This window comes from Flavobacterium sp. 3HN19-14, assembly GCF_051373205.1.
Taxonomy (GTDB): Bacteria; Bacteroidota; Bacteroidia; order Flavobacteriales; family Flavobacteriaceae; genus Flavobacterium.
The window spans coordinates 2,316,125-2,328,966 of sequence record NZ_JBPPZT010000001.1; the positions used below are offsets into that span (position 1 = coordinate 2,316,125).

12 protein-coding genes, 3 tRNA genes and 1 pseudogene are annotated in these 12,842 nt (G+C 38.5%); 9 read left to right on the forward strand and 7 right to left on the reverse strand.

The features are described 5' to 3' along the window. Positions 1 to 118 precede the first annotated feature (118 nt). From ACSLFW_RS12510 to ACSLFW_RS12530, 5 genes are all read left to right on the forward strand, one after another. A tRNA-Ser gene (locus ACSLFW_RS12510) sits at positions 119 to 202 on the forward strand. Positions 203 to 212: 10 nt separating this feature from the next. Further along, a tRNA-Gln gene (locus ACSLFW_RS12515) sits at positions 213 to 285 on the forward strand. Positions 286 to 298: 13 nt separating this feature from the next. Beyond that, positions 299 to 372, forward strand: a tRNA-Arg gene (locus ACSLFW_RS12520). Positions 373 to 412: 40 nt separating this feature from the next. Beyond that, complete coding sequence (locus tag ACSLFW_RS12525) at positions 413 to 664, forward strand: GIY-YIG nuclease family protein (protein ID WP_436556019.1); 252 nt, start codon at positions 413 to 415, stop codon at positions 662 to 664. Between the two features lie 232 nt (positions 665 to 896). Then, positions 897 to 1,361, forward strand: a complete 465-nt coding sequence (locus ACSLFW_RS12530) for a M15 family metallopeptidase (protein ID WP_436556020.1) — start codon at positions 897 to 899, stop codon at positions 1,359 to 1,361. Positions 1,362 to 1,397: 36 nt separating this feature from the next. Here the strand turns inward: ACSLFW_RS12530 and ACSLFW_RS12535 are convergent, their stop codons facing one another. Beyond that, the gene (locus ACSLFW_RS12535) at positions 1,398 to 1,694 is read right to left on the reverse strand and encodes a hypothetical protein (RefSeq protein WP_436556021.1); all 297 of its coding nucleotides are present in this window, start codon (positions 1,692 to 1,694) and stop codon (positions 1,398 to 1,400) included. A gap of 82 nt (positions 1,695 to 1,776) precedes the next feature. Between ACSLFW_RS12535 and ACSLFW_RS12540 the strand changes: the two genes are divergently transcribed. Next, entirely contained in the window at positions 1,777 to 2,475 is a 699-nt protein-coding gene (locus ACSLFW_RS12540) for a M15 family metallopeptidase (RefSeq protein ID WP_436556022.1), read from the forward strand. Positions 2,476 to 2,645: 170 nt separating this feature from the next. Here the strand turns inward: ACSLFW_RS12540 and ACSLFW_RS12545 are convergent, their stop codons facing one another. From ACSLFW_RS12545 to tsaD, 6 genes and pseudogenes are all read right to left on the reverse strand, one after another. Then, complete coding sequence (locus ACSLFW_RS12545; RefSeq protein WP_436556023.1) at positions 2,646 to 3,215, reverse strand: hypothetical protein; 570 nt, start codon at positions 3,213 to 3,215, stop codon at positions 2,646 to 2,648. Positions 3,216 to 3,222: 7 nt separating this feature from the next. Beyond that, entirely contained in the window at positions 3,223 to 4,398 is a 1,176-nt protein-coding gene (locus ACSLFW_RS12550) for a THUMP-like domain-containing protein (RefSeq protein WP_436556024.1), read from the reverse strand. A 2-nt stretch (positions 4,399 to 4,400) separates the two neighbouring features. Further along, positions 4,401 to 5,489, reverse strand: a complete 1,089-nt coding sequence (locus ACSLFW_RS12555) for an AI-2E family transporter (protein WP_436556025.1) — start codon at positions 5,487 to 5,489, stop codon at positions 4,401 to 4,403. Between the two features lie 6 nt (positions 5,490 to 5,495). Next, a pseudogene (locus ACSLFW_RS12560) lies at positions 5,496 to 6,133 on the reverse strand (DUF4159 domain-containing protein). A gap of 83 nt (positions 6,134 to 6,216) precedes the next feature. Continuing rightward, complete coding sequence (locus ACSLFW_RS12565) at positions 6,217 to 6,921, reverse strand: 16S rRNA (uracil(1498)-N(3))-methyltransferase (protein WP_436556026.1); 705 nt, start codon at positions 6,919 to 6,921, stop codon at positions 6,217 to 6,219. Position 6,922: 1 nt separating this feature from the next. After that, a complete protein-coding gene (gene tsaD, locus ACSLFW_RS12570) occupies positions 6,923 to 7,945 on the reverse strand; it encodes a tRNA (adenosine(37)-N6)-threonylcarbamoyltransferase complex transferase subunit TsaD (protein ID WP_436556027.1) in 1,023 nt (340 codons plus the stop codon). 124 nt (positions 7,946 to 8,069) lie between these two features. Between tsaD and ACSLFW_RS12575 the strand changes: the two genes are divergently transcribed. From ACSLFW_RS12575 to ACSLFW_RS12585, 3 genes are read left to right on the forward strand one after another with little or no spacing between them, the layout of a single operon-like run. Continuing rightward, entirely contained in the window at positions 8,070 to 8,660 is a 591-nt protein-coding gene (locus tag ACSLFW_RS12575) for a hypothetical protein (protein WP_436556028.1), read from the forward strand. Beyond that, positions 8,650 to 11,337 (forward strand): translocation/assembly module TamB domain-containing protein, encoded by a 2,688-nt coding sequence (locus ACSLFW_RS12580; protein ID WP_436556029.1) that lies wholly within the window; start codon positions 8,650 to 8,652, stop codon positions 11,335 to 11,337. Before ACSLFW_RS12575 ends, ACSLFW_RS12580 begins: the two co-directional genes overlap by 11 nt. Next, the gene (locus ACSLFW_RS12585; protein ID WP_436556030.1) at positions 11,297 to 12,586 is read left to right on the forward strand and encodes a translocation/assembly module TamB domain-containing protein; all 1,290 of its coding nucleotides are present in this window, start codon (positions 11,297 to 11,299) and stop codon (positions 12,584 to 12,586) included. The genes ACSLFW_RS12580 and ACSLFW_RS12585 overlap by 41 nt, the downstream gene beginning before the upstream one ends. Positions 12,587 to 12,842: the final 256 nt, after the last annotated feature.

Genomic DNA, 12,842 nt, shown 5'->3' on the forward strand with positions numbered 1-12,842 from the left:
GGATTTTAAAACAAACTGTAAAAAAACTTCCAAAAAAACATAATTTTTACTTGTGAAATATAGAATGAACCTTTACATTTGCAACCGCTTTGAAGCTATCGAAGCAATTGAAAAAACAGGAGAGGTGCCGGAGTGGTAACGGAGCAGATTGCTAATCTGTCGACGTGCAAACGTCGCCAGGGTTCGAGTCCCTGTCTCTCCGCTGTTTTTTTCGGGGTGTAGCGTAGCCCGGTTATCGCGCCTGGTTTGGGCAGGAGGTCGCAGGTTCGAATCCTGCCACCCCGACAAATAAAGGAACGGACGCATAGCTCAGCTGGATAGAGCACCTGCCTTCTAAGCAGGCGGTCGAAGGTTCGAATCCTTCTGCGTTCACAGAAAGCCACTGATTTCAGTGGTTTTTTTGTTTTGATTTATGTGCCATTTCTATATACTCTTTTCTGCTGAACTTGACAAATTTTATATAGGCCATACTTCACACTCATTGTCAGAGCGATTACGAAAACATCTTTCTGACCACAAGGGCTTTACTTCCAAATCAAAAGATTGGGCTATAGTTTATTCCGAACCATATGAATCAAAATCACTTGCCTATCGGAGGGAGTTAGAAGTTAAAAAGTGGAAAAGTAGTTTACGAATACAAAAATTGATTGATAGTGCCGGATAGAGCATCCCGATTTTTAATCGGGACGGTCGAAGGTTCGAATCCTTCTGCGTTCACAGAAAGCCACTGATTTCAGTGGTTTTTTTGTTTCTGCAAACTGCTGTCATTTTCCAATTCATTATCTATGTGTGTTACTTTCTATTAACTTATTCATAATTAGCGATTTAATTATTAAAATATTCTTATAAATCAAATTTTTGCTTTAAATTAGCCACTAACCAACCAATTATAATTTATGGATAAAGCATCACAAGACAGGATTCAGAAACTACACCCTTCAGTGCGCGATGAAGTTACAACTATTGTAAACGAATGCAATGCAGCATTAAAAGGACGCTCACAAATGCGTATCGCCCAAGGCCTGCGAACATTCGCCGAACAAGACGCACTTTATGCACAGCGCCCGAAAGTGACCAATGCCAAAGGCGGACAATCCGTTCACAATTACGGCTTCGCTGTTGATATCGTTTTGATTATAGATGGAAAAACCGCGAGCTGGGATACCAAAAAAGACTGGGACGGCGACAAAGTCTCCGACTGGGACGAATGTGTAAAAATATTCGCGAAACACGGATGGAGCTGGGGTGGCAACTGGGCGTCGTTTAAGGACATGCCGCACTTCGACAAAATCGGATTTAGTAATTGGCGAATTCTTTCAACAATGAAAAGAGATCCAAAAACAAATTATGTCATCATTTAAAAATAAAAACCACTGAAATTCAGTGGTTTTTTTATACTATTCGTCAATGTATGTCTTATTGCCATTGGAGTTAAGATAATATCTTTTACCCTTGGTGTCCTTAAAGACAGTTTTCCCTTTATAAGTTTCGCCATCTTTTACAGTCGTTGTTTTGACTTCTTTTGTTACTGTTGTAGTAGATTTTCCATCTGCTTTTGCAGGCTCAGGCGCGACTACATCTTTGGCGTCTTTCTTGACCGTGACCGACTTTGATGTGGTCTCTGTCGTTTTCGACTGGGCGCTCATTATTCCGCCAAATAAAAGCGCACCGCCCAATAATAATATCTTTTTCATAATTAATTATTTACAATTGATTTACTAAATTTAATCATTATCGATAGATTTGTATGGTAAAAAAAAGCCAAAATTTCAAAACATGAAAAATATATTCCTGATACTGAGCTTCTTTTTGCTGTTTTCATGCCAGAATTCGAAAACGCTTGTCCTTGCGGAAAACAAAAATGCTGCCAAAACAAATTTTACTGACGCCACTTTCGTGAAAGTAAATACGGAACAGACAATTGTGAGCGATACTTCATTCGTAAATATCAGGGATTACAGCTCCGGTTTTGAGCTGGATATGAAATACGCCACCAAAGACAATTTCCTAAATGCAAAAGTCTACGATTGCGCTGAATGCTACCTCCGGTTAAAAACCGTCAAATCGCTGATCGCCGCAAATGAAGATTTTCTTAAATCAGGCTATCATCTTAAATTATTTGATTGTTACCGCCCATTATCCGTACAGAAAAGAATGTGGAAAATAGTAAGTGATCCGCAATATGTTGCCGATCCGGCGAAAGGTTCCATTCATAATCGAGGCGGCGCAGTAGATTTGACAATTGTCGATGCCGACGGAAAAGAAATTGATATGGGAACGCCTTTTGATTTCTTCGGTGAGAAGGCCAGCCATAATTATCAAAATTTACCTGAAAAAGTATTGGAAAACAGGAAGTTACTTAAAAAAATAATGCTCCAACATAATTTTCTTTCATTCGATTCAGAATGGTGGCATTATAATCTGAAAGATGCGTCCCACGATCCGGTATCAGATTTTCGATGGAAATGTGAGTAGTTTCAGACGTCAATTAGTGATCAGTCTTCAGTTTGCAGACCGCAGAAAAAGCCGAAAATAAATCAAATTATTTTCAACTTTTTAATTTTTATATTTTCGCTATCTGCTATCTGCTATCTGCTATCTGTTATCTGTTATCTGTTATCTGTTATCTGCTATCTCTATGCACATTAATCAACACATTGCAAATAATCTATGAAATATTTTTCAGGCTGATAGGTCTGCTTAGACATTTCTGAAGTTAATTCCTTTTTGAATACAAAGTCAAGTATTTCAGTAGAAAATTTTACTCGCATCAAGGTAACCGGTGATGCTTTCAAAGCTTCAATTGAACCTTTCATAAACATAAAATTCCCTGTAATGACGCGTGTATATTTGTTTTCTTCGGGAACACGTACCATCGTTCCGCAGCTTTCGTCGTTGGTATGAATTAAAGTTATAATCTGGCCATTTTGCAGTTGAAGATAAACTCTTGAGTTGGCATCAAGGCAATTTACCTTAATCATATCTGCACTTTTCTGAATATACTGCAGATTAAGCAACGGCATGTCGTCAACTTTTAAAAGGTTAAAAAACATATAAGCTTCGTTGCCCGCGAAGTTGCGTTCGTGCACGATATAATCTTTCGTAGACTTATAGCTTCCAATGCTATCGACCACATTTGTGGCATATTCACAAGGTTTTTGGGCGAATATTGCAAAGCTGAACAAAAGTATAATTACCGTAAGCGGATATTTCATGAGTGCTTTAAATTTTGGTGCAAATTAAAACTATTTTATCGTTATTCGCATCAGTTGTAAAAAAACAATATTGGTCGCCGCCATCTTTTATTTTCCATTTTTTGCGGATGTTTTCGACAGTTTCGGGAAAATTACGCGTGGTCAGGTTTGATTTCTGGTTTTGAAGGAATTTCTTCATGTCATTTTTAGTATAGAAAAAATAATTTTCGATTTTGAAAACCCTTCCCGGAAAATCAATAATTTCAGCGCTGGTGTATAAATGCGAATGCTGATGCAGTTTTTTTAAACCGAAGTGATTGCCTATATTTTCAAAACCGCCCGATTTCATGATGGCGCTGTTGGGCTCATAGAGGAATTTTTCAGGCAACCCGATTTCTGCATTTACATTTTCATCCAAAATAAAATTAAAATGTTCTTCTTTTCCTTTTGTAATATTGACAGTTTTAATTTCGATTTCATTATCGTAATCTTTTGATAATTCCCAAAGCAATTCTTTCACTTCATTATCAACGGCTACAATATGAATAGATTTTACAAAATGCAATTCGCCCAAACCAGCAGCAATGTCTAATATCGGCGCGGTTTTGATGAGTATATTATCAGTATAAGAAAAATATAAATCAAGCAATTCCGGCACATTCGGCAAACAATCTTTTAACATGAAAACTTTGCCTTTTGCGTCATTTCGCCTTGAAGGATCAATATAAATCCAATTGAATTTCTGGTTGATTTCTTTTAATACCGATGTACTATCATTGCTGTAAAAAGAAGTATTTTCAATTCCTAATTGCCCGAAATTATGCTTTACGATTTCCGATAAATCCGCATTCATTTCGCAATGCACAACAGCTTTTATCACTTTCGAAAAATAAAAATCATCAACGCCAAAACCACCGGTCAAATCAATGAGATTGTCGCCTGAAACCAATCTTGATTTGTATAAAGCCGTAATTTCCGAAGAAGTCTGCTCGATAGAAATTTTCGATGGATAAATGATATTTCCGGCTGAAAACCACGTTGGCAATTTAGATTTTGCTTTTGTTTTGGCTGCAATCTGGTTCAGGATTTCCGGCCAATCAGCATCGGGAAATGGATTTTTCTGCAGCGCGAGTTTTGAAATATCGACACCAATATTATTATTGATGAATGCCTGGATTTCAGGATCTAAAATTCCGGAAAACAAGGCTAGATATTTTTGGTAAGCAGTTGTATGACCTTATTGTCAGGGAAAAATTCCTTGCCGATAACCTTCAGCATTGTATAAATCGGAACCGCAGCAATCATGCCTAAAATTCCGAACAGGAAACCGGCAGTCAATATCACAAGAAATATTTCTAGCGGATGGCAATAAGTACTTTTGGAGAAAATTATCGGTTGCGAAACGTTATTGTCTATGATTTGTACGACAGAAAATCCAATCAGAACGTAAATGGTTTGTGGCAGCATTACACTTTGAAAATCGCTTCCCAAATTGCCAATCATCGTTAAAACTGCTACCAGAACTGAAGCGATTATCGGTCCAATATACGGAATGATATTCAACACCGCACACAAAAATGCAATGATTACGGCGTTTTCCATTCCGAAAATCAAAAGCACAATCAGGTATAAAATAAAAACGATGAACAATTGCAGCAACAATCCGATGAAATAACGGCTCAGCAAATCGTTGATTTTGTCAAGTGAATTCAGGATTCTTTCTTCGTGGCTTTGCGGAATCAGTGTTTTAATCCCGTTGATGAACATCATTTTGTCTTTCAGGAAGAAAAAAGTGATGAAAAGGGTAGAGGCGAGTCCCATTCCGAAACCGCTGATGGTGTCGAGGATCGTATTAAGAAAAACCGGAATAAAAGCCAAATTCAGTTTCGACGCAAGATTCGAGCTTTTCAGCAAATCTTTTGAATTCATATTGAAACTGTTCAGGTAAGCATCAACCTGCGCTAACAAAGCATTCAGGCTATTTTGAATGGATGCCACATTTAACACCGAAAGGCTCGCGCCCTGACTTACAATCAACGGCACAAACATCGAGATGAATCCTGCAACAATCAATACATAAATCAGCAAAACAGCAACTGTCGCCAGCGTGTTTGAAAATTTGAGCTTTCTCCTGAAAAATTTCACAATCGGATTGCCAATCATCGTCAATATTAAAGAAACAATCAGATAGGCAATTACCGTTTGTATTTCATAAAAAAAGTATAGCAAAACAACTACGAGTACAACAAATAAAATTGCCCTTAATATACCTTCAGATATTGTTTTTGCTGTCATTTTTTTCTAATTATTAAAAATATAATTAATGATATTAGCGCCCATTTTCAGTGCTTTTTCACGTACGTCTTTCGGTCGTTGTGTACTTCTGCATCTTCCCAGCCATCGCCTAAATCGCATTCATAAGTATATAAAAACACCAATCTGTTTTCGATGAAAATCCCGAAAGCCTGCGGTCTTTTTCCGTCGTGTTCGTGAATTTTAGGCAATCCTGCGGGAAACGAATAGGGCTTCTGGAAAATTGGGTGACTGGCCGGAATTTCGACCAAATCATTATTAGGGAAAACTTTTTTTATTTCTTTTCTGATGTATTCGTCCATGCCGTAATTATCATCAAAATGCACGAATCCGCCGCCAAGCATATAATTGCGCAGATTGGTGATTTCAACATCCGTGAAAACGACATTCCCGTGTCCGGTCGCGTGAACAAACGGATAAGAAAATAAATCCGGGCTGCCGACTTCAACCGTTGGAGGTTTTTGTTTTAATTTCGTGCCAATATTAAGGTTGCAGAATTTTATCAGGTTCGGCAATGAAGTCGGGTTTGCATACCAGTCGCCGCCGCCGCCGTATTTCAAAAGTGCAATTTCCTGTGAAAAGCCAAAAGTGGTAAAAAGTAAAATAAGCCAGGTTATTTTTTTCATTTCTTATCTTAAAATAGTTTGCCACGAATTTTACGAATTTACGCTAATTAATTTGTGAAAATTCGTGCAATTCGTGTTATAAATTATTCATTCGCAAAAGCCACGCTGTGACAAGCCACAATCGCCGCGGTTTCCGTCCTTAATCTTGTTGCGCCTAAAGATACAGGCAAAAAATTATTTTTTATTGCCGATTGGATTTCTTTTTCAGAAAAATCACCTTCAGGACCAATTAAAATGGTAATATTTTCGGATGGTTTCAATAAATCCTTGAGGCTTTTTTTATCTGTTTCTTCACAATGGGCTATGAATCTTTGTCCGCTAAAAGGCTGCGAAATAAAATCTTTGTAAGCGATCGGATCATTTAGTTTTGGCAAAAAATACTGGTTTGATTGTTTCATCGCCGAAAGCAAAATTTTGTCAAATCGTTCCGTTTTGATAACTTTTCTTTCAGAATGATCACAGATAATTGGCGTGATTTCCTGAATGCCGATTTCGGTAGCTTTTTCCAAAAACCACTCGTAACGCTCATTCATTTTTGTTGGTGCGACGGCAAGATGTAAGTGCACTTTTGGGTTTTCAGCTTTTTCAGAACTGAGAATTTTTACCGTACATTTATTATCTGAAGCCAATGTGATTTCGGTTTTAAATAAAAATCCAAAACCATTGGTTACAAATAGAATATCGGTTTCTTTCTTACGTAACACTTTAATAATATGACGACTTTCTTCCTTATCAAAAAAGAAACTTTCAGTTGTCGAATCGATGTCAGGATTGTAGAATAACTGCATATTAAAACTCGATTCTTGCTTTAGATACGACAGTCGCATCGTTGAACTTTTCGTGTAAATATTTCTGGTAACCGGCAATTCCGATCATCGCCGCATTGTCAGTCGTATATTCAAATTTCGGGATGAAGGTCTTCCAGCCATATTTTTCCCTTGCTTGAACCAAAGCGTTCCTGATGCCCGAATTCGCTGAAACGCCGCCACCAATGGCAATTTGCTTGATTCCGGTTTGTTCAACAGCCAATTTGAGTTTGTCCATCAAAATCTTGATAATGATATTTTGGACTGATGCGCAAATATCATCGATATTTTCAGCAATAAAATCAGGATTTTCGGCAGTATTTTTCTGAACGAAATACAAAATCTGTGTCTTTAATCCTGAGAAGCTGAAATCGAGTCCGGGCACTTTTGGTTTTGTAAACGGAAATGCTTTCGGATTGCCCAACTTGGCGTGCTTATCGACCAAAGGCCCGCCGGGATAGGGAAGCCCGAGTATTTTCGCCGTCTTATCAAAAGCTTCGCCAACCGCATCATCAGTCGTTTCACCAATGATTTCGAGGTTAAAGAAATCGTTGACTTTTACAATCTGCGTATGGCCGCCTGAAATCGTCAATGCCAGAAAAGGGAATTCTGGTTTGTCAAATCCATCCTCATCAATGAAGTGCGCTAAGATGTGCGCATGCATGTGGTTTACAGCAATTAACGGGATATCAAGCGCGAGTGACAGCGACTTCGCAAACGAAGTTCCTACAAGCAAAGAGCCCATCAAACCCGGCCCTTGCGTAAAGGCGATTGCGGTTAGCTGCGATTTATCAACGCCTGATTTTTTAAGCGCAGCGTCAATTACCGGAACGATATTTTGCTGGTGCGCGCGCGATGCCAATTCAGGCACGACGCCTCCATATTGCTCGTGAATCGACTGGTTCGCCACAACATTTGACAGTACTTTGTCGTTTTTTAATACGGCAGCCGCAGTATCGTCGCAAGAACTTTCAATGGCCAGTATAAAAACTGATTCGGATTGCATAAATGGGCATGAATTTTGGGTTATATTTGACAGTCCTTAAATTAAAAATATTTAATTTTACGACGCTTACAAAAGTAGCTATTTTTATAAAAGGTTCTTTGTTTATACGCGCAAAATAAGATTTTTGGAAAAAATAAAAACAACAGGAAGGCTCAGAAAAGCAAAAAAAATCGTAGTTCGCATCTTACTCGGGCTGGTGCTGCTTTTGTTGACGCTTGGTATCGTACTTTCGCTGCCTGTTGTTCAGACTGCAATAGGTAATTATGTTACCGAAATGCTCAATAAAGATTATAAAACCGACATTAAAGTTGAGCAGGTTGCGATTTCTGTTTTTGGCGGTGTTAAGCTCAAAAATGTCATGATCCGTGACCATCATAAAGATACGTTGATTTATGCTAATCGAATTAAAACCAACGTATTGAGTTTTAAAAAATTATACAACGGCGATTTGCTGTTTGGTGATATCAGGCTCGACGGACTCGTTTTTAACCTCAAAAATTACAAAGGCGAAACAGATACTAATCTCGATCGTTTTGTGACGCTTTTTGAAGATGGAAAGAAAAGTTCCGGGCATAAGTTCCTGCTGAAGGCGCAAAATGCCTATTTCACGAACGGAAAATTCATGCTGACCGACGAAAATCGGTCGACTTCGAAAGAACTGAATATCACCAAAATAGATGCTTCGCTGAACAATTTCAAGATTCATGGAACCTGAAGTCACTGCGAAAATCAACACGCTGTCGTTTAAGGATCATCGTGGTCTTTTCGTGAAAGATTTGAATGCGAAATTCACTTATACCAAGCAAAATATCCTTTTGGATGATTTGACCGTGCAAACGAAATATTCTACCATAAAAGGAAATGTCGGTTTGTATTATGACCGCAAAGATTTCAAGGATTTTAATAATAAAGTTGTTTTTAAAGTCGGCATTGACGCGTCAACGATTGCCACGAACGACATCCGTTATTTTTATAAAGAACTTGGCCGCAACAAGGTTTTCAATCTTTCGAGCAAAATTTCAGGAACGCTCAACAATCTTACGTTGAAAAATTTCAAAATCGATGATAATAAGCGCAGTTATATCGCCGGAGAATTGAATTTCAAAAATCTTTTCGATACGAAGACCAAGCCTTTTTATATGAAGGCGAAATTCGACAGGCTCGATTCTAATTACGACGATGCGGTGTCGATTTTGCCGAATATTCTCGGAAAGAAACTTCCGGTTGTGCTTAAAAAATTGGGGCAATACAACCTTACGGGTACTTCTGAAGTTACGACGACTTATCTCAAATCTGATTTCTTCCTGACTTCTGCCATTGGAAATGTTTTGTCGACGCTAAAAATCGACAATATCGGAGACATCAATAACGCGTCATATTCAGGAAATGTGGTGCTTGAAAATTTCAATATCGGAAATTTCCTTGACCGGAATGACGTTGGCATTGTCAGTTTGGATTTGAATGTTGACGGAAAAGGATTTACGTCGAAAAACCTCGATACCAAAATCGACGGCAAGATTTTCAGGTTGGGTTACAACAAGTACAATTATTCTAATATTGTCGTGAATGGCGGATTGAAAAGTCCGTATTATAATGGAAAACTCGTTGTCAACGACCCAAATCTTTTTATGGATTTTGACGGAATTCTTGACCTTTCGAAAAAAGACACACGCTATGATTTTCACGCGAATATCGATTTTGCGAACTTGAATAAGCTCAATTTCACTAAAGATTCTATTGCGATTTTTAAAGGTGAAATCAGGTCAGACGTTTCGGGAAATTCGTTGGATAATTTGAGCGGAACTGTCACTGTTGCAGATGCCTCTTACCAAAATCAGAAAGACACCTATATTTTTGACGATTTCAGTATCACATCCAATTTTGATGCAGATCGTGTGCGTACAATTGCCATAAATTCCCCTAATATTATTGATGGTCAGGTAGTTGGTAAATTTCAGTTTAGTGAATTGGGTAAAATGGTGCAGAATTCCATCGGAAGTTTGTATACCAATTACAAACCGAATAAAGTCAAAAAAGGGCAATACCTCAAATTCAACTTCAGCGTTTACAACAAGATTATTGAGATATTTTATCCCGGAATTGAAATCGCGACGAATACCTTTATCCGCGGTAACATCAATTCTGATAATGACGAATTCAAACTCAGTTTTACGTCGCCGAATATTAAGGCCTATGAGAATAACTTCGATAATATCCGCATAAGCGTCGACAACAAAAACCCGCTTTATAATGCATATATCGAACTCGATAGCGTTCGCACTAAATATTACAAATTAGCCGACTTCAGCCTGATTAACGTGACGATGAAAGACACGATGTTCGTTCGTTCAGAGTTTAAAGGAGGGAAAAAATCGAGTGATTTTTATAAATTGAATTTCTTCCATACGATAGATAAAGACAACAATAACGTGGTCGGAATCAAGAAATCGGAACTTAAATTCAAGGATTATCTATGGTTCCTGAACGAAAAAGGTACCGATGACAATAAAATCGTATTTGATAAAAAATTCAAAAATTTCAACATCGACAATATCATTATGTCACATGAGAACCAGAAGATTGAACTTTTGGGAACGCTCAAAGACAGCACTTACAAAGATTTGAACCTTAATTTTGCCAATGTAGACTTATCGCAAATCATTCCAATTATTGACAGCCTGAAAATTGCCGGAAACCTGAAGGGAAAAGTCAATTTTAAACAGAATAACAATATTTACCAACCCACTTCGTCACTTAAGATTGATGGATTAAATGTCAATAATATTGTGCTTGGCGATCTCAGCCTTGATGTTGCAGGTGATAACAGTTTCAGGAATTTTACGGTCAGTTCATCGCTTGCAAATGATAATGTCGAATCGTTTCTTGCAGAAGGGACTTTCCGAATCGAAAACAAGCGCACTTTAATGGATATGGATTTGCGATTTAACGAATTCAACCTCGCGGCGCTTAGTCCGTTGGGCGGGAACGTCATTTCGAATATTCGGGGTTATATTTCGGGTGCGTCTTATATTTCCGGAACCATAGACAAACCTGACATTAACGGGCGATTGTTCCTGGAACAGGCTGGCTTTGGGATTCCGTATCTGAACACAGATTATTCTTTCCGCGAAAATTCTATTGTTGACCTTTCTGAAAGCCAGTTCCTGTTCCAGAATGCGACGATTGTTGATACGAAATATAAAACTGAAGGCAGGCTCAACGGCGCCATCAGGCATAAGAATTTTTCAAAATGGGATTTGGATTTGTACCTCAGTGCAAATAATCTGTTGGCTTTGGATACTAAAGATTCAGAAGATGCGGCTTATTACGGAACTGCTTTTATCGACGGAAATGCAACAATTTCAGGTTCCGACGAACGGTTTGGTTATTGATGTGAAGGCGAAATCCAACAAAGGCACAAATATTAAGATTCCGATTAATAATTCGGAATCGGTTGGCAGCAAGAATTTTATGCATTTTCTGACGCCGCAGGAGAAATTTAATCTTCAGAAAGGTATCATTACCCAAACCAGAGATTACAACGGACTTGAGCTGAATTTTAATCTTGATATCACGCGTGACGCTGTCATTGAAGTGATTCTGGACCGTGAAACCGGTCACGGAATGACGGCGACCGGAAGCGGAAATTTATTGCTTGAAATCAACACGCTCGGGAAATTCCAGATGACGGGAGATTACCAGGTTTATAACGGGACTTACAATTTCAAATACCGCGGATTGATTGATAAGAAATTCGAATTGAAACGCTACAGCTCTATTGTTTGGGAAGGCGACCCGATGCGCGCCAGGCTGAATCTTGAGGCGATTTATAAGGCGAAAGCCAATCCGTCAGTATTACTCGAGAACAATGCGGCGAACAGGAAAGTTGACGTGGAAGTCGGTATTAATATCACAGGGAATTTAAGCAGTCCGGAACCGGATTTTACGATTAATTTCCCAACTTTAAGTTCCGTATTGAAATCTGAAATCCAGACCAAATTAGACGATAAAGATATTCGTCAGACACAAGCACTTACATTACTCGGAACTGGTGGATTCGCCAGCAATGAAGGTGTAAATCAAAGTGCGCTTACGCGGAATTTGTATGAAACTGCCGGTGGAATTTTCGATGATATTTTCCAGAATCCTGACGATAAGGTGAAAGTTGGGCTCGACATCGTTACCGCAGACAAAACACCGGGATATGAATCTGACGGTTCTATCGGCGTGACAGTTTCCACACAAATCAATGAAAGGATCAGTGTCAACGGAAAAGTCGGAGTTCCCGTTGGAGGCATTAACGAATCAGCAATCGTTGGTGATGTAGAAGTGCAATACCGCGTCAATGAAGACGGCACGATGAACCTTCGTTTCTTCAACCGCGAAAATGACATTAATTATTTGGGAGAAGGAATTGGGTATACGCAAGGACTTGGTATTACTTATCAGGTCGATTTTGATACATTCCAGTCACTTGTCAATAAAATCTTCAATAAGAAAAAGGCCGATGACAAGAAACCAACCGATCAGGTTCCCGATTCTGATGTCATTGTTCCTGAAGGCATGAATTTCCAGAAAATCAAGAAGAAAAAAACGGATCAGCCAAAACCTAAAGAAACTGTTCCGCAGAAGGAAGATTAGTCTGCAGGTTGCAGTTTTCAGTCGGCAGCTGCAGACCATAGTTTTTATTTTATTCAGAATTGTTTTCAGTATCAATTCTAAAACTGTAATCTGCCACCTGAAATCTGTTATCTGAAATCAGCCATCTGTTACCTGAAATCATCCGACTGCAATCTTAATAAAATCCCCGAAAATAAAAACTTATTAACGAAAACGATTGAAATACGCCTACTTTATTAATTTATTAAAAACACAACATTTTTAATAGGAGATGTTT

Excerpts from the sequence above, each read along its gene's own strand:
- ACSLFW_RS12545 (WP_436556023.1), bottom strand. The coding sequence starts at position 3,215 with ATGAAATATCCGCTTACGGTAATTATACTTTTGTTCAGCTTTGCAATA.
- ACSLFW_RS12535 (WP_436556021.1), bottom strand. The coding sequence starts at position 1,694 with ATGAAAAAGATATTATTATTGGGCGGTGCGCTTTTATTTGGCGGAATA.
- ACSLFW_RS12580 (WP_436556029.1), top strand. The coding sequence starts at position 8,650 with ATGGAACCTGAAGTCACTGCGAAAATCAACACGCTGTCGTTTAAGGAT.
- ACSLFW_RS12530 (WP_436556020.1), top strand. The coding sequence starts at position 897 with ATGGATAAAGCATCACAAGACAGGATTCAGAAACTACACCCTTCAGTG.
- ACSLFW_RS12540 (WP_436556022.1), top strand. The coding sequence starts at position 1,777 with ATGAAAAATATATTCCTGATACTGAGCTTCTTTTTGCTGTTTTCATGC.
- ACSLFW_RS12525 (WP_436556019.1), top strand. The coding sequence starts at position 413 with ATGTGCCATTTCTATATACTCTTTTCTGCTGAACTTGACAAATTTTAT.
- ACSLFW_RS12585 (WP_436556030.1), top strand. The coding sequence starts at position 11,297 with ATGCAACAATTTCAGGTTCCGACGAACGGTTTGGTTATTGATGTGAAG.
- tsaD (WP_436556027.1), bottom strand. The coding sequence starts at position 7,945 with ATGCAATCCGAATCAGTTTTTATACTGGCCATTGAAAGTTCTTGCGAC.
- ACSLFW_RS12555 (WP_436556025.1), bottom strand. The coding sequence starts at position 5,489 with ATGACAGCAAAAACAATATCTGAAGGTATATTAAGGGCAATTTTATTT.
- ACSLFW_RS12565 (WP_436556026.1), bottom strand. The coding sequence starts at position 6,921 with ATGCAGTTATTCTACAATCCTGACATCGATTCGACAACTGAAAGTTTC.